Origin of the sequence: Exiguobacterium sp. s132 (assembly GCF_018617235.1) — a bacterium.
GTDB classification, from domain to species: domain Bacteria; phylum Bacillota; class Bacilli; order Exiguobacteriales; family Exiguobacteriaceae; genus Exiguobacterium; species Exiguobacterium profundum.
Genome location: NZ_JACSJU010000001.1, coordinates 657,650 through 676,900, shown reverse-complemented (window position 1 = coordinate 676,900; position 19,251 = coordinate 657,650). Strand labels below are relative to the sequence as shown.

21 protein-coding genes are annotated in these 19,251 nt (G+C 46.7%); 4 read left to right on the top strand and 17 right to left on the bottom strand.

Annotated elements, in window-relative coordinates:
* Window positions 1-69: 69 nt before the first annotated feature.
* A complete protein-coding gene (locus KNO78_RS03485) occupies window positions 70-633 on the top strand; it encodes a TetR/AcrR family transcriptional regulator (RefSeq protein WP_214690968.1) in 564 nt (187 codons plus the stop codon).
* Window positions 634-670: 37 nt separating this feature from the next.
* Here the strand turns inward: KNO78_RS03485 and KNO78_RS03480 are convergent, their stop codons facing one another.
* From KNO78_RS03480 to KNO78_RS03470, 3 genes are all read right to left on the bottom strand, one after another.
* On the bottom strand, window positions 671-1,780 hold the full coding sequence (locus KNO78_RS03480; RefSeq protein ID WP_214690969.1) for an NAD(P)/FAD-dependent oxidoreductase: 1,110 nt from the start codon (window positions 1,778-1,780) through the stop codon (window positions 671-673).
* 79 nt (window positions 1,781-1,859) lie between these two features.
* Window positions 1,860-2,594 (bottom strand): Bax inhibitor-1/YccA family protein, encoded by a 735-nt coding sequence (locus KNO78_RS03475; protein WP_214690970.1) that lies wholly within the window; start codon window positions 2,592-2,594, stop codon window positions 1,860-1,862.
* A gap of 26 nt (window positions 2,595-2,620) precedes the next feature.
* Window positions 2,621-3,145, bottom strand: a complete 525-nt coding sequence (locus KNO78_RS03470; protein WP_074037100.1) for a type 1 glutamine amidotransferase domain-containing protein — start codon at window positions 3,143-3,145, stop codon at window positions 2,621-2,623.
* A 178-nt stretch (window positions 3,146-3,323) separates the two neighbouring features.
* On the opposite strand from KNO78_RS03470, the gene KNO78_RS03465 reads away from it, so the two are divergent.
* Entirely contained in the window at window positions 3,324-4,118 is a 795-nt protein-coding gene (locus tag KNO78_RS03465) for a thymidylate synthase (protein WP_074037101.1), read from the top strand.
* Window positions 4,115-4,603, top strand: coding sequence for a dihydrofolate reductase (locus KNO78_RS03460; protein ID WP_074037102.1), 489 nt, complete (start codon window positions 4,115-4,117; stop codon window positions 4,601-4,603). The genes KNO78_RS03465 and KNO78_RS03460 overlap by 4 nt, the downstream gene beginning before the upstream one ends.
* Before the next feature lie 11 nt (window positions 4,604-4,614).
* On the opposite strand, the gene KNO78_RS03455 is transcribed toward KNO78_RS03460, so the two are convergent.
* The 6 genes from KNO78_RS03455 to KNO78_RS03430 all read right to left on the bottom strand — a co-directional run bounded on the left by KNO78_RS03455 (window position 4,615) and on the right by KNO78_RS03430 (window position 11,058).
* Entirely contained in the window at window positions 4,615-6,105 is a 1,491-nt protein-coding gene (locus tag KNO78_RS03455; RefSeq protein WP_214690971.1) for a GGDEF domain-containing protein, read from the bottom strand.
* A gap of 168 nt (window positions 6,106-6,273) precedes the next feature.
* Window positions 6,274-7,674: a class II fumarate hydratase gene (gene fumC / locus KNO78_RS03450; RefSeq protein ID WP_214690972.1), complete on the bottom strand. Its 1,401-nt coding sequence runs from the start codon at window positions 7,672-7,674 to the stop codon at window positions 6,274-6,276.
* Window positions 7,675-7,777: 103 nt separating this feature from the next.
* Window positions 7,778-8,170 carry a reverse transcriptase-like protein gene (locus KNO78_RS03445; RefSeq protein ID WP_214690973.1) on the bottom strand — a complete coding sequence of 131 codons (393 nt, stop codon included), beginning with the start codon at window positions 8,168-8,170 and terminating at the stop codon, window positions 7,778-7,780.
* Complete coding sequence (locus KNO78_RS03440; RefSeq protein WP_214690974.1) at window positions 8,151-8,933, bottom strand: 5'-3' exonuclease; 783 nt, start codon at window positions 8,931-8,933, stop codon at window positions 8,151-8,153. The genes KNO78_RS03445 and KNO78_RS03440 overlap by 20 nt, the downstream gene beginning before the upstream one ends.
* Window positions 8,914-9,864, bottom strand: coding sequence for a CobW family GTP-binding protein (locus KNO78_RS03435; RefSeq protein WP_214690975.1), 951 nt, complete (start codon window positions 9,862-9,864; stop codon window positions 8,914-8,916). The genes KNO78_RS03440 and KNO78_RS03435 overlap by 20 nt, the downstream gene beginning before the upstream one ends.
* A gap of 15 nt (window positions 9,865-9,879) precedes the next feature.
* On the bottom strand, window positions 9,880-11,058 hold the full coding sequence (locus tag KNO78_RS03430; RefSeq protein WP_214690976.1) for an HD domain-containing protein: 1,179 nt from the start codon (window positions 11,056-11,058) through the stop codon (window positions 9,880-9,882).
* 155 nt (window positions 11,059-11,213) lie between these two features.
* On the opposite strand from KNO78_RS03430, the gene KNO78_RS03425 reads away from it, so the two are divergent.
* On the top strand, window positions 11,214-11,726 hold the full coding sequence (locus tag KNO78_RS03425) for a hypothetical protein (RefSeq protein ID WP_214690977.1): 513 nt from the start codon (window positions 11,214-11,216) through the stop codon (window positions 11,724-11,726).
* Window positions 11,727-11,764: 38 nt separating this feature from the next.
* Here the strand turns inward: KNO78_RS03425 and hfq are convergent, their stop codons facing one another.
* The 8 genes from hfq to KNO78_RS03385 form a co-directional block, all read right to left on the bottom strand.
* On the bottom strand, window positions 11,765-12,013 hold the full coding sequence (gene hfq, locus KNO78_RS03420) for an RNA chaperone Hfq (protein ID WP_012726185.1): 249 nt from the start codon (window positions 12,011-12,013) through the stop codon (window positions 11,765-11,767).
* Window positions 12,014-12,040: 27 nt separating this feature from the next.
* Entirely contained in the window at window positions 12,041-12,976 is a 936-nt protein-coding gene (miaA, locus tag KNO78_RS03415) for a tRNA (adenosine(37)-N6)-dimethylallyltransferase MiaA (RefSeq protein WP_196430636.1), read from the bottom strand.
* A gap of 277 nt (window positions 12,977-13,253) precedes the next feature.
* Window positions 13,254-13,733: an SMI1/KNR4 family protein gene (locus KNO78_RS03410; RefSeq protein WP_214690978.1), complete on the bottom strand. Its 480-nt coding sequence runs from the start codon at window positions 13,731-13,733 to the stop codon at window positions 13,254-13,256.
* Between the two features lie 158 nt (window positions 13,734-13,891).
* The gene (locus tag KNO78_RS03405; protein ID WP_251125237.1) at window positions 13,892-14,491 is read right to left on the bottom strand and encodes an AmiS/UreI family transporter; all 600 of its coding nucleotides are present in this window, start codon (window positions 14,489-14,491) and stop codon (window positions 13,892-13,894) included.
* Between the two features lie 104 nt (window positions 14,492-14,595).
* Window positions 14,596-15,456 carry a PPK2 family polyphosphate kinase gene (locus KNO78_RS03400; protein WP_214690980.1) on the bottom strand — a complete coding sequence of 287 codons (861 nt, stop codon included), beginning with the start codon at window positions 15,454-15,456 and terminating at the stop codon, window positions 14,596-14,598.
* Between the two features lie 95 nt (window positions 15,457-15,551).
* The gene (locus KNO78_RS03395) at window positions 15,552-17,081 is read right to left on the bottom strand and encodes a M4 family metallopeptidase (RefSeq protein WP_159562219.1); all 1,530 of its coding nucleotides are present in this window, start codon (window positions 17,079-17,081) and stop codon (window positions 15,552-15,554) included.
* 176 nt (window positions 17,082-17,257) lie between these two features.
* The gene (locus KNO78_RS03390; protein ID WP_251125236.1) at window positions 17,258-18,256 is read right to left on the bottom strand and encodes an ABC transporter permease; all 999 of its coding nucleotides are present in this window, start codon (window positions 18,254-18,256) and stop codon (window positions 17,258-17,260) included.
* Window positions 18,249-19,169: an ABC transporter ATP-binding protein gene (locus tag KNO78_RS03385; RefSeq protein WP_012726176.1), complete on the bottom strand. Its 921-nt coding sequence runs from the start codon at window positions 19,167-19,169 to the stop codon at window positions 18,249-18,251. Before KNO78_RS03385 ends, KNO78_RS03390 begins: the two co-directional genes overlap by 8 nt.
* Window positions 19,170-19,251 lie beyond the last annotated feature (82 nt).

Below are 19,251 nucleotides of genomic sequence, written 5' to 3'. Positions count from 1 at the left end.
TATCACGTTCTTTTTTGAAATGGAAATGGTATATTGATTACAAAACTAGAGAGAGGAGCGCTTAAATCAATGGATGGATTTGCGAAACGCACCGAAGAAAAACAACAAGCGATCTTACGTGCCGCCTATGACTTGATGGCAGAAAAACAATCCCGATTCACAATCAGTGAGTTAGCGAGTCGAGCGCACGTCTCCCCCGTATCTATCTATAATTACTTTGGGTCAAAAGACCAGGTTATCGTGCAAGTCCTAAAGCAGATGACAGAAGAGCAGATGAGTTGGATTGAACATGCGATTGAATCGAACGCTCCATTCGATGCGTTACTCGTCGAGATCCTAACACGAAAAATCCAGTCGGCGGTTCTCTTTGACGAGACCATCACAGCAATGATTCAACAAGACCCGAACTGGGAACAGCTTGCGACTCGAGGATATACTGCTTTCGCCCGGTTGATTGAATACGGGAAGGCCCAAGGGTCAATTGATTCGACGTTATCCACTTCTTCTTATTTACGCTATGTACAATTCATGCAACAGGCTATCCTGTCCGATCCTCAGTTTTCAATCGAGAATATGAAGGAAACGATGGAAGTCTACTTTCATTTCTTTTTGAATGGAGTCATGAAACGCTAAAAGGTGACTGTCTCAAGCAAGCAGACAGTCACCTTTTTTATGTGTGATAGATAAAGTCTTCAATTGGATAGAGCGATAGATCCACTTCCGCGTCTCCTGTCAGAACGAGGTCACTCAACACTTTTCCGATGAACGGGCCGACCGTCAAACCGGATGATCCCAGACCGTTGGCGACCAACAGTTTTTCTGCCCCAGGCACCCTTCCGAGTACGGGAATTGAATTCGGTGTGACCGGACGGAAGCCGACTTTCGTCCCCACGAGTTCTGCCTCGGAAAGTCCAGGTGCCGACTCCAAACCTTTCGTCAGTACTTCGTGTACTCCGATTGCAGTCGGACGAACGTCGAACGCTTTTCCTTTCTCATGTGTCGAACCGATGACCACTTTCCCGTCGTCAAATCCGAGTAAATAGCGGCGTCGTGGCGGCATGACGACCGGCCAGTCAGATGCATCTGTATCCTTCAACTGGACGTGGACGAGCTGGGCCTTTTCCCCTTCGACTCGTACCGTATATCCAAGAGGCTGTAACAGTTCCGGTAACCAAGCACCCGTCGCAAGGATGATTTCATCCGCTTCATATCTCACTCCGTCACACTCCACACCAATCTCATCTCCGCTCGTCAACCGTGCTGAACCGTTGACAAATGTGACGCCACGCTTGATAGCGACTCTCTCAAGTGCAGCGCGAAAGCGTCCGCCGTCGACTCTAGCCCCTCCTGTCACGAAGAGTGCATCGTATTCATCGGATAACGGTGGGAAACGATGTTGTGCCTCTTCAGCAGTCAGTCGTTCGAGTTCACCGATTTCTGGCGCTTCTTCTCGACGAAGCAACGTTCGCTCCATCATCTGGTCGAGCTTTGTTTCTTCATGGAGCGCAAGCGTCCCGACACGTTTGTATCCGGTGTCCGTCTCCCCTTCAGCCTCCAGCTCTTTGACGACCTTAGGATAATAGCTTGCTCCGCCTTTCGCCAGTGCATACCAAGCTTTGTTGCGTCGCTGCGCAATCCACGGACATACGATTCCAGCCGCCGCATCCGTTGCTCTTCCTTCTTCTTTCCGGTCAATGACCGTTACATCCGCTTTACCAGCTAAATGATAGGCAGCCGAAACACCGACGATCCCTGACCCGATAATCACTATTTTCTTCATCATAAATCTGTCTTGCGCAGACAGATGGACACACCCTTTCGTAAAAAAATCATCGACCCAACGGATCGATGATTGATTCTTATTCTCTCATCGCTAGACGATAAAGTAAATCTAACAACTCGATGTAGAGCCACACGAGCGTGACGATTAATCCGAATGCCGCGACCCATTCCAACTGTTTCGGAGCCCGAGCTTCGACTTGACTTGCGATAAAGTCGAAATCTAAGACGAGAGCGAGTGAAGCGACGATGACAATCACGAATTGAACACCGATCGCAAGTGGGCTTGAACCGGTCATGAATGCCAAGCCTGAACCGAACAAACTCATCACGAGTTGCACGAGATATAACAACATGACTGTGAACATGGCTGCCATGACACCGGCTTTAAACTTCTGTGTCACTTTGACAAGCCCTGTCGTATAGACAAACCACATCGCAAAGGCGACGACAAACGTCGTTAATACGGCACGTCCCACAATACCAGGGACCATCGCTTCAAAGAAATACGAAATCGAGCCGACGAAGACACCTTCGATAATCCCGTAAAGGGGTGCGACGACCGGAGCCGTATTTGGTTTAAACGTGATGAGCAAAGCAAAGATAAAGCCGAGGATGAGTGACCCGATCATGAGCGGGAACAAGAGCCCTTCTCCGATTGTCGGGACGACAAGCCATGTCGTACCGGCTGCCGCTGTCACGAGTAAAAGCAAGGTGAACACCTTAGACCATGTACCTGCTTTCGTCATCGGTTCGGCACTGAAAGCTGTGGACTGCATTGATTTACGAAGTAATGGATTCGATTTTAAGTTCAACGTTGAATAGCTCCTTTATGGTTCAGTTACTGTTTTGCGAACACGTCGATGAACGCACGCATATAATCTGGCAAGTCTGGCGGACGACGACTTGAGACGATATGTCCATCGACGACGACCGGCTCATCATGCCAAATCGCTCCCGCATTTTCCATGTCATCTTTGATTCCCGGCGTGCTCGTCACGTTCACCCCGTCTAGAATGTTCGCAGAAATCAACACCCAACCGGCGTGACAGATTTGACCGATTGGTCGTTTTTGTTCATCCATATAACGGACGAATCCTTTCACCGAATCGAAACGGCGCAATAAGTCAGGTGACCATCCGCCTGGCACGAGAATCGCATCGAACGATGTGATGTCCACATCATCAAACGCCACGTCAGATTTTGCTGGCACACCATATTTACCGATATATGCGTGGTCGGCCTTTTCCCCAGCGAGGATCACGTGCGCCCCTTCTTCACGAAGGCGATGTACCGGGTACCAAAGCTCTAAATCCTCGAAGTCATTACTGACAAGTTGAAGGACTTTCTTCCCTTGTAATTTCATCAAACCCCTCCTTTTGTTCATTCCCCATTATACCCGAAACCGCTTGTCACGAAAACGAAGAATCATGATTGTTTTTTCAGTATATGGATTCATCCTGATTCACGACACTATATCTTGTGTTTCCTTCCCACAATTGATACCTTTAGTGGTAGGAGATTGAGAAGGAGGAACATCACGTATGAAACAATATCATGACTTATGTCGACACATCCTCGACCATGGTGTCGTAAAAGAAGACCGGACCGGGACCGGGACAACGAGTGTATTTGGTTACCAAATGCGTTTCAATCTGCAAGAAGGGTTCCCCCTTATCACGACGAAGAAATTACATATTCGTTCCATCATTCACGAACTATTATGGTTCATCTCAGGAGAGACGAACGTCCGATACCTTCAAGATAACGGGGTCCGCATTTGGAACGAATGGGCAGACGAAGAAGGCAATCTTGGTCCAGTATACGGTTCACAGTGGCGTTCTTTCCCACGCCCGGACGGTTCTTCTGTCGATCAGTTGGCTCAAGTGATTGACCAAATCAAGACGAACCCAGATTCAAGAAGGTTGATCGTCTCGGCATGGAACCCAGGACAGCTAGAGGAGATGGCCCTGCCGCCGTGTCACCTATTGTTCCAATTCTATGTCGCTGACGGAAAGCTTTCGTGTCAATTGTATCAACGGAGCGCTGATACGTTTTTAGGGGTACCGTTCAATATCGCCTCATACGCACTACTCACGCATATGGTCGCACACGTGACCGGACTCGAAGTCGGCGACTTTGTCCATACCCTTGGTGATGCACACATCTACCACAACCATCTCGAACAAGTGGAACTTCAGTTGTCGCGTGACCCACGTCCGCTACCAAAACTCAACATTGTCCGAGACGTCCCTTCAATCGAATCATTCCGTTTTGAAGACTTCGAAATTCTAGGATATGATCCGCATCCGCACATCAAAGGAGAAGTGAGCGTATGATTTCACACGTCGTCGCATATGGATTAGGTCGTGAAATCGGAAAAGATAATGACTTATTATGGCGTTTGCCAGATGACTTGAAACATTTCAAGACCATCACGTCTGGCGGAACGGTCGTGATGGGAAGAAAGACGTTTGAGTCCATCGGTAAAGCGTTACCGAACCGACGCAATATCGTCGTCACATCAGATGTTTCCTTTTCAGCAGATCAAGTCGAAGTCTGGCATGATTTAGACCGTCTCGTCGAAATGAGTCAAGATGAAGAATGGTTTGTCATCGGTGGCGCCACGTTATATGAGCAGACGATGCTAATGACGAGCCGGATCTATGCAACGGAAGTCGCTGCATCGTTCGAGGCCGATACGTATTATCCCGAACGGATTGGGGAATGGTCAATTACGAGTACAATCGACCACCCGCAAGACGAAACACATGCATATGCCTTTTCATTCAAACAATACGACAAAACAGACATCGCATCATGATGTCTGTTTTTTTAGTCTGGCAATTTTTCCAGCCACTGTTCAATTTTTCTCGTGATGACTTCGTCCTGTTCTCCATCCGCATAATCGTCATAGATTGCTCCGAGTTCAGACGCCGTTCGTTTCGATACAGCAAGAATGTGACTATATTTGCCTCGTTGCTCTTTCACAGCAGACAACGTCCCTTTCGCTTCTTGCGCACGCGCATCATCCAAGACGAACATCTCGATATTGTCATTACAAGAATACGCCTCGTAAGGACGGTATACGACTTCATATCGGCGATGCTCTTTGGGGAGTCGATCAGCAAGCGATGTATAGGTATTGGCAGACATCGTCACATAGGCGATTCGCTTCTCCTCACGAACAGCAGAAGTGTATCGGACGACACGATTTCGACCATCTCGTTTCGCCTTATACAGCGCCTCATCTGCGTAGGCACACCATTCACCGAGTGTATAGCCTGTCTGGCAGACTCGGGTGTATCCAATCGACACCGTCACCTGATGGTCGTATGGAAATTCCATTTCTTCGATACGTGTTCGGACTCGCTCGAGTACCGATTCGACGATCGCACGGTCTGAGACATTCAAGAGGATTAAGAATTCTTCTCCTCCGTATCGGATGAGCTCATCACTAGAACGAATGGCATGACGGATTTCTTCAGAAACGCGATGAAGAACGTCATCGCCATACGAGTGACCGAACGTATCATTCAATTGTTTGAAGTGATCGATATCGAGAAGTGCGACAGCAAAACTCTCACCAGACCGCTCCAATCTCGAGATGAACCGAGAAAAGGTCGCCTTTAAATACTTACGGTTGAAAGCACCCGTTAATTCATCCACGAGTAACGCTTTTGATACGAGACGTGATTTTTCGATATGTAGTCCGAGACGCACCAATCGTTCCTCCATCGGCACCCACGATTCCCAATAATCGTCGAATCCGTATGAATAGGCCGCAAGACGATAATGTTCATTCGTTCCGATGACAATAAGTGGAACATAGAGCTTTCTCATCTTGCTAACGAAAGATTGGATATCTCGCTCTTTAAATTGTGGCCATAATTCAACGTCCATGATGATGGCTTTCGGCACATCCTCATAATCGTATTCGACGGCCTCTTCTAGTGTCTGCAAAAATACCGGACGTGCTCCGAGCTTCTCGACGCGCGACTTGTAACGACTAAATGTAGAAAAGCTTGCGGATAAGATGAGGACGAGATCCTCATCCTCCTGTTCAATCCCTAAGACGGTATGGATATAGCGTTTCACAGGAGAGATCAAGGTCAAAGCTTCCGCATGTGTGAGGACGCTTGGCAACTCCTTCGCGTCAGACTCGACACGACTAAAGATTTCTAACAAATGCATCAATCGTCGTTGCCGAACTTCCTTCTTCATCCAATCGAGTAGAAACTCGATATCGCTTTTTGGAATTTGTCTCGACTCCGCTATCTTTTTCAAAATAATATGTATACGCTCAGTGAGTTGACCTTGCTCCATTCCCGTCCCCCCTATGTTCGTACTCCCCGAATTCTCTTATGTTTCGATTATGCGACTTCTCAGGATGAAATACAACTATTTCCTTATTTATTTTCTATTGTTTTACATATTACTAGGACTTATGCCCTAAAAAAGACATACTAAAAGCGGTCTTGCGACCGCCTTGTGTTATTTTTTCACTTTTAAGTTCGGTGACGTCATCTCTTCCGGACGAATCCATTGATCAAATTGTTCTTCAGTCAATAAACCGGTTTCCAAGGCTGCTTCTTTTAAAGAAGTACCATTTTTATGTGCCAATTTCGCAATTTTTGCTGCATTTTCGTATCCGATATGCGGGTTGAGTGCTGTAACGAGCATGAGTGACTGCTCCACATTATGTGAGATCACTTCATGATTCGGCTCGATTCCGACAGCGCAGTGATCATTGAAAGAATGTAAGCTGTCCGTCAATAGACGACAAGTCTGTAGGAAATTATACATAATGACTGGTTTGAAGACGTTCAATTCAAAGTTCCCTTGACTCGCCCCGAAACCGATTGTCGCATCATTTCCGAGTACTTGTGCGGCAACCATCGTGAGCGCCTCACTTTGAGTCGGGTTGACTTTACCTGGCATGATTGAACTTCCTGGTTCATTCTCCGGAATAGTGATTTCTCCGATTCCTGCACGTGGTCCAGAAGCCAACCAACGCACGTCGTTCGCAATCTTCATCGCGTCCATCGCTAAGGCTTTTAATGCACCATGTGTGAAAACGAGTTGATCGTGACTCGTGAGAGCGTGGAACTTGTTGACGGCTGTCACAAACGGTTTACCCGTCTCTTCTGAAATTTTCTTAGCTACAACTTCACCGAACTCAGGGTGTGCATTGATCCCAGTTCCGACGGCCGTTCCTCCAAGTGCAAGCTCCGTGAGTGGCTCAATCGTGCGCTCGATCATCTGTTTTGACAATTCAAGCATCCGGACCCACCCACTGATTTCTTGACCGAGTGTGACCGGCGTCGCGTCTTGAAGGTGCGTCCGACCAATTTTGACGATATCCATAAATGCCTCAGCTTTTTGTGAAAGAGTTTGATAAAGCGAGTCGATTGCTGGAAGGACATCATCTTGTACGGAAAGGATGGCGGCGATGTGCATCGCAGTTGGATACGTATCATTCGAGCTTTGCGATTTGTTGACGTCATCATTCGGATGAATCGTGATAGATGCTCCACGAGCCTGTAACTTTTCATTCGCAAGATGCGCAATGACTTCGTTGACGTTCATGTTTGACTGCGTGCCCGACCCTGTCTGCCAGACGACAAGCGGGAATTCTGCGTCATGTTGCCCTGCTAAAATCTCATCAGCCACCTCTGCGATGATCGCTGCTTTCTCTTCCTCGAGTACACCGAGTTCAGCGTTTGCTAAAGCGGCACCTTTTTTCAAAATGGCAAATGCGGATACGATTTCAAGTGGCATCTTCTCTGCACCAATTTTAAAGTTTTCAAGACTACGTTGCGTTTGTGCTCCCCATTTCGCCGTAGCTGGAACTTTAATTTCCCCCATTGTGTCCCGTTCGATCCGATAATCCATGTATAATTCCCCCTCTATAGTTGACTACGCTTTCATTTTAGCGAAAAACCATCTAAAAAGAAATGACTCCGTCAAAAAAGCGACCAAGAATGATCTCGGTCGCTTAATTCATTCCATTCAATGCGTCACGTGCAATCACATCCGCTCGATTCTCCGCTCGTGGGACCCATTTTAAGAACACGGTCGGCAATTCATCGTAGGCAATCAGTGCTTTCAGAAATAAAGGCTTCGCCGATGCATCTTTCATGAAACGTTGCTCTAATGCGCGAACAATCACTTCGGCGTCGGAATACAGCATGAATGAGGTTTCATCTTTTAATGCATGAGCTTGTTCCAGTGCATAAGCACATGCAACCAATTCCGCATGAACGCTTGTCAATCCTTGCATGCGACGTTTAAACGTCGATACCGTACCGTCGGACGACTTGATCCACACACCGATTCCATTATCTCCAGTCGTCTGATTGGTGGCCGCGTCAAAATAAATGTGAACCAAACCGGTACGCCTCCCAATCTGTATTGACAGGAGCATGGATATCAATCTGAGACAGTCGTTTCGATAAGAGGGCGATTTCTTCATGGCCGTCTAGTTTTTTGGCATACTTTTGATGGGGCGCTTCAAGTGTTTCATTTTGAACATGCACATAAAGCGTCTCAATCGTATCGTAATGCTGAATCAAAATCGTCGCCGTCTTCGGACCAATGCCACGCACCCCCGGGATGTTATCCGAAGAGTCTCCCTGCAAAGCCTTCACGTCGACAAACTGATATGGTTTCACCCCGTACATCATTTCAAAAGAAGCTTCATTGACGAGCTGCTCCTCACCTTTTTTCGGCATGATTTGAAACACGTTCGGAGACAACAACTGAAGTAAATCGCGGTCTGAAGAATAGAGGTACGATTCGCCCGGGAACGCTGTCGCGACGGCGCCCATCAAATCATCGGCCTCATATCCCGTCAACTCGGATTGTAAGATGCCTCGTTCATCCAAAGCAGACCTTAATTTCAAATAGTCTTCAAAGAGCGGCTCCGGAAGTCCGTTACGCGTTGCTTTATATTCAGGATACAGCGCGTAGCGGTGTGTGGACTCTCGTGTCCCGTCCCAAAAGAAAGCGATATGGGAAAAGTCTGTCGTCCAAGAATCCACCTTCCGAAGCAATCCTTTTACCGTCACTTCCGGATCTTGTGCTCGTCTTCGCTCCGTTGCAAAATAATAACGTGACAATAAATTAAATCCGTCAACTAGAATAAGCTTCATCTTGCTCCACCTCACATGCTTTTAATCCCCGTGCCAGTGCATCTTGGTCTAGTTCCTTCCCAATCCAAACAAATACGGAACGATCCCCTTCATGCATCTCATTTGCAAATGTTGCGCCCATCAACTGATTCGTCGCTTGAATGACAAACTTGCGCTCCTCATCCTGTAAGCGGACAATCGCCTTCATCCGATACATCGCATCCTCATAGTGCATCAATACTTCACGAACGTAACGGGTCACGCGCTCTCGAGACAACGGACGCTCGGCACTCAACGTGATCGCACGAAGGGAAGAGACCGATTCACTCGTCTCTGTCAGTTGACTCAACTTCTGTTCATCGACACGTGACAGTTGGAACGTATTCTCAAGTAATTCGTAATCGCCTTTTGTTTGAATCGTCTCTACAATCCTCACCGTCGGATTGAGTTGCTCGATTCGGCGGTGTGCTTGATTGAGTTCATCCGTCGACACTAAATCGGTTTTATTTAACAAGATGAGATCGGCATAAGCGATTTGATGAATCCCTTCTTTGAACAGTTCACGATCCATTTGACTGGCATCCACAACCGTCAAGATGGCATTCATTTTGAAGTGTTGTCGCAAATATTCATCATAGTAAATCGTCTGAATGATTGGTGCGGGATCCGCGACACCGGTCGTCTCGATGATGACCCGGTCGAATGTTTCTTGCTTTGCAGCCAATTGATAGAACGTCTTACTCAAATCATTTTGGATAGAACAGCAAATACATCCGTTTGAGAGTTCGATTTGCTCTTGGTCCATCTTGACGATCAATTGTTCATCGATATTTATCGCGCCGAGCTCGTTGACGATCAAGCAAATTTTTTCATCCGTCGCCGCGAGTAAGCGGTTCATATACGTTGTCTTGCCTGCTCCTAAAAACCCGGTCACTAATTGTACGGGAATCATGATACCACCCTTTTCTTACAAATCTTCGTGCGCGCGAGCCCATTTCTCATAACGCGCATCCAATAAATCAATCAAGTGAAGCATCCAAGCCTCCGTTGTCATCGGGAGGACACTCGATCCCCACTCACGTTTCCCATGATGTGATAAAATCATGTGCCAGATTCGATGGTGGACATCCAATGGCAGTCGCGTCGACGTCTGGCGTAACGTTTCTTCAAACAATAGCCCACCGTATGGCATATGCCCAATTAGTGTGCCCATCGGGTTGATGGAGATGCCGGTCGTTTCACTTGTGCCCTCAACAGGAGATAACTTCTCAAAACGATTCGGACTAGATAACAGATGACTGTATTCATATATTTTTCCGATGTCGTGGAAGAGGATTCCAAGTGCGAGTTCATCCCAATTCAACGGTTCTTTCCGCTCGGCCATCGCTTCACAGGCGGCATACAGCGATTCAAACGTTCCTTTATATGCCTGTTCGATTTTAACACCGTTCATCGTATTCCAAAGGTCGACTTTGTGCAACTGCTCCGCTTCTTTGATTACACGAAACACCATCGCCAAATAGTCATCTTGCTCTTGAATCCGATAGCCGAGACGAAGCATACACACGGTATGCTTCAATAGACCTCCCGCATAGTTATGATGGTGGTAGAGTGCCGCTGGCGATAGTACGAAATCATCCCAAACGAAATCAAGGAGGCCGTAGGCGATCTGTTGATAGGTCGGTGACAACGTATCAATCAAACTGAACAATTCATCCGCAAACTGCTCCATCGTCTCATCCCCTGGCAAGCCTGGTAATAACGAGATTGCCTCATCTTTTGAGATAGGATGGACGCGGTCAATCGTAATCGATTTGGCGCCATCCGGTTTTGGATAGACATCGATTTTCCCGGATAATTCGATGACACCCGACTCGTAGATTGGAAGCAGTTCACTTTCATTTCCACGGAGCCAATGTTTGGCACGCATCATCCCGTTCGCCGTCGTGACACTTAGTTGAAGCCATTTCGCACCATTCTTCCCTTCTCTAACCTCGACTGTACTGACGAGCGCTTTTGTTTGGACAGGGGCCCCATCGGCTAACTGGTCTAAACGGTCCTTTGATTTGTCTATTAGTGGTATTTGAAATCGATCATGGTTCATCGATGAACCGATGACCGGATCAATTTGTTGATAATAGTTCATAATTATTCCCTCCTCGCATCTTATGACATTGTATCGTGTTTCCGTCTATTAGGCGAACATACTTTCTAGTAGGGTGTCGATTTTGCCATCATTATATTGAAAGCGCTTACGATTATTGATACGATAAAGGTAGTTCGATAAAGGGGGAAACGATAATGATTTCATTAATCGATACGTATGAACGTTTCATCGCCTCGGGGGAAGCGACACGTTATGCACAAGAGCAACAATCCATTGAACATATTCTGCAAGGGTCAACTTGTCCGGTAGGGATGCAGGACTTAGAACAGTCACTCACGCATCTTTCCGGTAATCCATATGCCAAAGATGCATCACTCGACAAAATCGTCGAGCATGAGATGAAAGGGGCTATGGCGGCGCTTGAGCTTTCTGGTTATCCTCTTCAGACGCCGTTAGCGAAGGCGGTTATCCTGTCTGCTTTCGCTCGAACTAACCGACTCAATATTGATAAACTAAAAGAACTGAGCCACGCCGATCTTCTCGTCCGAATCCAATCAGCAGAGCGTGCTTGGAAGCGAACATACGCATTGTTACATCGTTCAACGCCGACTCAGATTTGTGGTCAAATGGATTCGCTCCTCGGTGGATGCGCTATCCAGCGTGTTCTTGAAGCAATCAAACAACCCGGAACGACAAAAACGGCATAAGAAAAGGAGCGGTCCCCGGGCCGCTCCTTTTCTTATGCTCATCCTTCTGTTACTTCAACTGCATCCGGCTCATATAGTGTTACATTACGTGCCGGAGAGAATGTCGAAATCGCATGCTTATAGATCAATTGTTGACGACCTTCCGACTCCACGATGACAGTAAAGTTATCAAATGACTTGATGACACCTCGAATTTGAAACCCGCTTACTAAAAATACGGTCGTTGGTACCATTTCTTTTCGAAGTTGATTCAAAAAATGGTCTTGAATGTTGTAGCTCGCTTTCATGCTGGATTCCCCCTAGTCTTTATCTCTTTAAAATAATCGGAATTTTCGAAAAAACCCCTCTACATCATCATAAATATTTTTATATGATAGTTCAAATGATTTTCGACCCATATCCACCCAAATTCCATCAAATTGATGACGGAACCAAGTTAATTGCCGTTTCGCGAACTGTCTTGTGTGCTGTTTAAGCAAGTCGGTCGCTTTCTCTTTCGACATCTTTCCATCGATGAAGGGAATCATTTCCTTATATCCGATGGCCCGCATCGCCTGCGTATCACGATATCCTTGTGCCAAAAGTCGTTCGACTTCTTCGACAAGTCCTGCTTCCATCATCGCATCGACGCGTTGATTGATTCGGTCGTATAATATCTCACGATCTGCGTGGAGGACGAACAATCGATAATCATAATGTTCGGATGGCGCACTGTCTGTTGTCTGTGTATCACCTTGCATCGCCACCTCGAGCGCCCGTACGACACGACGCACGTTATTCGGGTGAATCGTAGCCGCACGCTCTGGGTCAAGTTGGACCAATCGTTGATGTAGCGCTTCACGCCCTTCGACTTCTGCAAACCGTTCGAGTTCAGCCCGCAGTGCTTCATCGACAGGTTGCTCCACAAATTCATAATCATATAAGATCGAGCGAATGTATAGCCCCGTCCCACCGACGATAATCGGTAACTTGCCACGGGCATAAATATCATCGATGGCGGCACGCGCCAATTGTTGGAACATCGCGACACTCATAGCATCATCCGGGTCACAAATATCAATCAAATGATGCGGGATCCCTTCGGCCTCTTCTTTCGTTACTTTTGCTGAACCGATGTCCATGCCCCGGTATACTTGAACCGAATCACCCGAGACGATCTCGCCGTCGAACGCTTTAGCTAGTTCGATGCCCGTCTTCGTTTTGCCAACAGCGGTCGGCCCGACGATGACGACGACAGGTGTTTTTTTCATACATCTCACTCCTCAATTAAAAACCCGTCTCTTCACGAGACGGGCCATCAAATTCTTCTTTTTATTCTATCATCAAATACGACGGCAAACAGCATCCAACCACATAAAAGTAATCCGAGTAATAACACGAGACCATCACTCATCTGCTTTCGCCTCCTTTAGCTTCCTCATTCCCACTTTTCACATTTCAGACACAAAATAACTGTAAAAAAGCACACTCAATAAAGAGTGCGCATTTCAAAGTCATCATTCAAATCAAATATTCAGTCATCATCTTTTAACCTCTGAACCAATCCCAAAAATGAGCACCTTGGGCGACAATCAAATAGTCGAGCCAGCGTCTATAATCCACCGGAAGTTTTTCGGTGTCATTTGCGTACGTCAAAAATTCCCCAATCCAAATGTAGTTCTCATTTTCGCTTAAGACCTCGCAAACAATCCATTCCCCATCTCTCCCGACACCGACGGGGATGAATTGTTCAGGGCACTCCCATATTTCACGATATTCGATGATTTCATCCACACTAAAGAGTCGAATCCCTCCACCATATGTCGGATGGACAAATAGTTCAACACCATTATGACTCTTTAAAAATTGGATAACGTCATTTGGCATCATTTGCTTCAATCGCTTGATTTCAACTTCCGTCGCGGGCTCACTGAATGAAAAGTGTAACGTGTCCACATATCCCTCTTCGTTTTGAATTTCGATTCGATTATTTACAAGCCTACTTTTCAACGCTTCAAGTGCAATCATCAACTCAACCCCACTTTTTGAGAATTAACGACATTCGTACCGTATCATTCATTTCCATTTTTCTAAGTATTGCATATATCGACCTTTCAGCGTTCAATAAAAAAGGACATCGGGCACGACTTGAACGCGCTCGATGACCTCGGATCATTTTCAATTCATCATGAAGCAATTTCAATCGTCTGTTTCGTACGCTTGACAGAAACGATGAAGTACAGGATTGCCGTACCGCTCGCCGCCCACCAAACCATGTCATACCATCCGTTCATCAGTCCAGCCATCCCAACCATCGCCGGGACAATCAGCGTCAACCATGATAATACGAGGGCGACACGTGCTGTGATGGTCTCGTTCGGTTTCCCGAGTCCCATTCCAAAAAAGAACAGCGCCCAAAGGAATGACCAGAAGAACCACGTCAATGCCCCCATCGGATCACTTTCTGCAATCGCCATCACACCGTAAAAAGCAGCTGCAATCGAAACGAATAATGAGAACCAGCCAACGCCACGTCCGTCTAAATTCAAAATAAACGTCACCCCTACATATAAATAAGTGAACGCAAATAGATAGATACTCGCATGACCGAATTGCTCTTCTGGACTCGCCCCAATCAATAACCATGTGGCGATAAACGTTTGTAAGAGTCCCGTAAACAAACTAAAAAATCCTGCGCTCTTGCTATCCACTTTCCCGAGAAGAACGAGACTATTTAAAAACAGTGCGACGCCACCGAATAGTAAACTTACATTACCCACACTCATTACCCCTTTGTACAGATGTCTGACCTTTAATCTACTGTATCACTTTAGCTTGAATTCGCTTTCAGTGCAAGGGGATTTTTAAGTGTTCACGAGAACGCCACGCCTTACTCATTCTCAAGGGTTTGGATGGCCTCGTCGATTCGCTCTTGTTCCTCATCCGTGAAAGTCGGATATTGTGGATCAATGCGTTCAAGAACTTCAATCATGACTGACGAAATAATAAAACGACTATACCACTCATCATCTGCCGGCAATACATACCAGGGTGAGACTTCCGTTGATGTGTGCGACAACATCTCGGCAAAGATTCCTTGATATTCTTCCCAATGCTGCCGCTCTTCGATGTCACTGAAGGAGAATTCCCAATTCTTTTTCGGATCCTTTAACCGCTCAAGCAAGCGATCTCGTTGTTTATCCTTAGATACATTGAAAAAGAACTTGATGACTTCGAATCCGTTTTCATGTAAATAGCGTTCATAATCGTTGATTTGACGATAGCGCATCTGCCAGACCTCTTCCTGGTCCATTTTTTCCGGAAGTACTTCGTCCCCCAACAAATCATGGACACGAGGCGCAATGACCTCTTCGTAATGGGATCGGTTTAAAATTCCGACCTGTCCTCTTTCAGGTAACAAATCATGCATTCGCCACAGATAGTCGTGCTTTTTCTCCGTATCGGAAGGTTTTTGAAACGCATTCGTCTTCAGTCCTTGGGCATTCAAATTTGAAAAGATATAGCTGATCGCTTCGTCTTTCCCACCCGCATCAAGCGCCTGCAAGACGACGATAATCCCTTTCTTACTCTCGGCATATAATCGCCAATGTAGTTCTTTTAATCGCTCAACACTGTTCGGAATGAGTTCAGTCGTCAACGTCTCATCCTTCGGTTTGTCTGAAACTGTCGTCGGATAATCATCTAATTGAATCTTGCTGTCCGGTGACACAATAAAATCCTTCGTGTTCATACTCGTTCTCCTTTTCGCTCGACGTTCAACCTTGATTTACCCAAAAACTGCATAAGAAAATCTCTTCCGAAAATTTCGGAAGAGATGTTGAGAACTTAGTAGATTCCGACAGCGTCAAATGATTTCGCAGCTGATACCGCTTGCGGACTTGTCGCACCGTAAAGGTCTTTCGCAGATTGTACGACCGCTTGACGAAGGCTTGAGAAGTTAGACGTTGGTGTCAAGTAAACATTGAGGGCACGGTAATAGATATCCCCCATCGCCATGACTCCTACTCCTTGCACCGATACGCCGTAGTGCGATCCACCGTTACCTAAGAGGTATGCCGCTTTGTTGACGATACCTGAGTTGATGTGAACCCCACCATTGTCTTGTGTGCCTGTGTAACGTTTCGAGTAGTGATCTGGGTCACCGTATGCAGCCGGGTTCGCCATCGAACGAAGTCCGTCGCCCGCTACACCAGGTGTGTAGATGTCTTCCCCTACCAACCAGTCGAAGTTTGTGCCGACGCTATATTCCGCCACTGTACCTAAGATATCCGATACTGCTTCATTGATCGCCCCGGACTCGTTTTGATAGATTAATCCTGCCGTGTACTCCGTGACCGCGTGAGTCAATTCGTGAGCGACTACGTCAAGCGCACCTGAAAGATACGTGAACGTTTGACCGTCTCCGTCTCCGTATACCATCTTACTTCCGTCCCAGAACGCATTGTTGTAGCTACGGCTATAGTGAACCGTTGAGTTCAATGCAGCTCCGGCGTTGTCATAGCTGTTCCGTCCGTAAGTGTTTTTGTAGAAATCATATGTCTTTGTCGCGTTGACGTGTGCAGAGACAGCGGCACGGTCATAAGTCGTGTTCAAGACGTTATCCACGTCAGCCCATAGCGAACCTGGGAGTGTCGTACGGTTTTTCGCATCGTACGTATAGATTCCCTTCCCACGCGTTGAATCTTGGAGATAATAGTAAGATCCGCTCTTCGTTGTCTTGAACGTTTGGCTGTAGCCGAGAACATCGATTCCCGTTCCCGTATAGGTCGTACCTGTCACACCGTTCGTCGGTCTCGCGTGAGCCAACTGGTCGAATTTATTGAGTACCTCACCCGTCCCCGCATCGATGAAGTATGTCCAACGTGATGGCTCTTCCGCTTCAAGGATCGTTCCGGTCACTTGATATGCATAGACCGACTTGTCACCTTTTGGATAGACAATCAATTCTGCTTCCGGTTCGAGCTCGTAGGCCCCTTTATGACCGACAAGCTTTTTGTAACTCGCAATGGCTTTCTTTTCAGTTAACTTGATTGACTTATGTAGATTTTTGACCGATTTCGCATCATCCACGACTGTCTTCAATTGACCCGCTTCATCTACGACACCGACTACCACACCACCGAATACGGGCACGCCATCAACTGTCTGTTGGAGTTTAACCACTTTCCCGACTTTGTCTGATTTCGACTCGATCGTCTTGAACTCACCCTTTGATTTGACATACTCTTTTACAATGGTTGTCGGCGCACTTTCTGATGGTTTCGTCAGAGTGCCTGACTTCAATTCTGCCGCACCGACCAATTGTGGGACGAGCAAGACGCCTGCGATTAGTGATGTAGAAACAACTTTTTTCATGTGTTTACCTCCTTTGTGATGATTCTTACTTTACACACTTTCCCACAAAGGCTGTATCCATCTTTTTAATTATTTTGATAATTCATAATATTGAGTATTTAGAACCATTCATTCTATTTACGACCTAATTTTATCCAAAAAAAATTCGTGCTCCTTTAGGAAAGGAGCACGAATAATTAATACACATCTTTTTGGGTAAAGTGGTAAAACGCATACGCCAAGGCGACCATCGACCAAATGAGAATGACGAGAAGCGAAAACGGTAACGTCATCCCATCAATCGGAGGAGCCTGCCCTTCCAAATAGGTATGAAGACCGAAGTTGACGTTCACCAGGTATTTCGAGCTATCCCAGTTTGAGCCAAGCGATGTCAAGAGTGGCCCCGAGATGAGGACAGCCATCATGATTCCGATTCCAGTCGCCGTATTTTTCACCAAGACAGAAATCATGAGAGAAATTGTCCCGACCGCAGCCACGACGAGCCATGAAAGACCCATCGACATAAGCAGGTACTCCCACATCGGCAACGTATGCACAAAGTCGGTCGAGAAGGTTCCGGTCGGCGAAGCTTGGAAACCGGTCAAAATCGGAGCATTCCATCCATCCCAGCCGAGAACGATGCCGGATATGGCGTAACTGACGACGGCGGTCACAAATATTAAAATCGATGTATAAAGGAGCGTCGTCAGCCATTTGGCGAGCAAGACCTTATATCGCCGGACCGGTCGCGATAACAACGTCTTGATCGTTCCATCATTATGTTCTCCGCTCACGATATCTGCCATCAATACAATAATGAACAGCGGTAGGACAAGCGTAGTTCCTTGGGAGAAGAAGACGCGCATAAACGTCGGAGCTCCCGGATAATTCGGATTGATATCATTATCAAGATAATACTGATTCTGTTGGACTTGGAACTCAAGAATCTGCCGAAACTCGTCTTGGACGTTCGCGGAGGCGAGTCGGTTTTGTGTATCGATGATTTCTTGCTGGAGATCGACACGCCAATCAATCGTTCCTTGTTCTTCGCGTTGTTTCTCGATTTGACGATAGTTCGCATACGTGAACATCGAAACAAGTACGATCAAGATGATAGAGACGACCATCAATCTGCGTTTCCGATGAATCTTGAGCACTTCATTACGAATGAGGCCGAGCATCGATGGATTAGGCAATGTGATCACCGCCTGTCAACGTGATGAAGAGGTCCTCTAACGTTTGGACTCGGCGCTCGAGTCCGAACACCTCGACATCTCTTTCCATCAAATATCGATTTAACTTCGCCGTCTCTTCCACGTTCATGGAAATACGAATCGTTCGTTCGTCCACCACGTCCGCTTGGTCGATTCCTTCGTACCCTTGAACGATCGGCAATACTTCGAAGCTATTCGTCACATGTAAGTCGACCGTTGACGCGAGTTCTTCAATCAAAGCATGGACCGTCCCCACCTTGACAATCTTGCCTCGCGACATGATGGCGACTCGGTCCGCTAATAGCTCAATTTCAGCTAGGATGTGGCTCGACACAAGAACACTCAGCCCCGTTTCTTCTACGAGACGACGGATGAAAAGTCGTAAATCCCGAATCCCCATCGGATCGAGCCCGTTCGTCGGCTCATCCAAGATGAGCACCCGTGGATTGTTTAATAACGCTTGGGCAATCCCGAGCCGCTGACGCATCCCGAGAGAGTACGTCTTCACTTTATCATCGATTCGAGCAGTCAAATCGACGAGGTCAATGACTTCTTGGATTCGCTTATCATCGACGCCAGGTAACATGCGTGCGAACGCTTCTAAGTTCTCACGTCCGGATAGAAACTTATACAGCTCTGGATTCTCGACGATTGCGCCGATTTGATTCATCGCTTGGACGAATTGTTTGTCGACACGATACCCACAAATCGATACATTTCCTTTCGTCGGTTTGATCAAGCCAACAATCATTCGAATCGTCGTCGTCTTCCCGGCGCCGTTCGGCCCTAAAAATCCGAAGACCTCACCCGGGTAGACGTCTAACGAAATGTTATCGATAATCGTCTTTTTCCCAATCACTTTAGTTAGTTGATGTAGCTTTAACGTCGGTTCCATTGTCTCACCTCTTTCTTTATTCTATCGGACAAAAGCGAATCTGTCCTATTCGAACATTCACATAGGGCACATCCATTTATAT

What these genes read in the sequence shown, in the direction of transcription:
- KNO78_RS03485 (WP_214690968.1), top strand. Translation starts at nt 70, where the DNA reads ATGGATGGATTTGCGAAACGCACCGAAGAAAAACAACAAGCGATCTTA.
- KNO78_RS03480 (WP_214690969.1), bottom strand. Translation starts at nt 1,780, where the DNA reads ATGAAGAAAATAGTGATTATCGGGTCAGGGATCGTCGGTGTTTCGGCT.
- KNO78_RS03470 (WP_074037100.1), bottom strand. Translation starts at nt 3,145, where the DNA reads ATGAAATTACAAGGGAAGAAAGTCCTTCAACTTGTCAGTAATGACTTC.
- KNO78_RS03465 (WP_074037101.1), top strand. Translation starts at nt 3,324, where the DNA reads ATGAAACAATATCATGACTTATGTCGACACATCCTCGACCATGGTGTC.
- KNO78_RS03460 (WP_074037102.1), top strand. Translation starts at nt 4,115, where the DNA reads ATGATTTCACACGTCGTCGCATATGGATTAGGTCGTGAAATCGGAAAA.
- KNO78_RS03455 (WP_214690971.1), bottom strand. Translation starts at nt 6,105, where the DNA reads ATGGAGCAAGGTCAACTCACTGAGCGTATACATATTATTTTGAAAAAG.
- fumC (WP_214690972.1), bottom strand. Translation starts at nt 7,674, where the DNA reads ATGGATTATCGGATCGAACGGGACACAATGGGGGAAATTAAAGTTCCA.
- KNO78_RS03440 (WP_214690974.1), bottom strand. Translation starts at nt 8,933, where the DNA reads ATGAAGCTTATTCTAGTTGACGGATTTAATTTATTGTCACGTTATTAT.
- KNO78_RS03435 (WP_214690975.1), bottom strand. Translation starts at nt 9,864, where the DNA reads ATGATTCCCGTACAATTAGTGACCGGGTTTTTAGGAGCAGGCAAGACA.
- KNO78_RS03430 (WP_214690976.1), bottom strand. Translation starts at nt 11,058, where the DNA reads ATGAACTATTATCAACAAATTGATCCGGTCATCGGTTCATCGATGAAC.
- KNO78_RS03425 (WP_214690977.1), top strand. Translation starts at nt 11,214, where the DNA reads ATGATTTCATTAATCGATACGTATGAACGTTTCATCGCCTCGGGGGAA.
- hfq (WP_012726185.1), bottom strand. Translation starts at nt 12,013, where the DNA reads ATGAAAGCGAGCTACAACATTCAAGACCATTTTTTGAATCAACTTCGA.
- miaA (WP_196430636.1), bottom strand. Translation starts at nt 12,976, where the DNA reads ATGAAAAAAACACCTGTCGTCGTCATCGTCGGGCCGACCGCTGTTGGC.
- KNO78_RS03410 (WP_214690978.1), bottom strand. Translation starts at nt 13,733, where the DNA reads ATGATTGCACTTGAAGCGTTGAAAAGTAGGCTTGTAAATAATCGAATC.
- KNO78_RS03405 (WP_251125237.1), bottom strand. Translation starts at nt 14,491, where the DNA reads ATGAGTGTGGGTAATGTAAGTTTACTATTCGGTGGCGTCGCACTGTTT.
- KNO78_RS03400 (WP_214690980.1), bottom strand. Translation starts at nt 15,456, where the DNA reads ATGAACACGAAGGATTTTATTGTGTCACCGGACAGCAAGATTCAATTA.
- KNO78_RS03395 (WP_159562219.1), bottom strand. Translation starts at nt 17,081, where the DNA reads ATGAAAAAAGTTGTTTCTACATCACTAATCGCAGGCGTCTTGCTCGTC.
- KNO78_RS03385 (WP_012726176.1), bottom strand. Translation starts at nt 19,169, where the DNA reads ATGGAACCGACGTTAAAGCTACATCAACTAACTAAAGTGATTGGGAAA.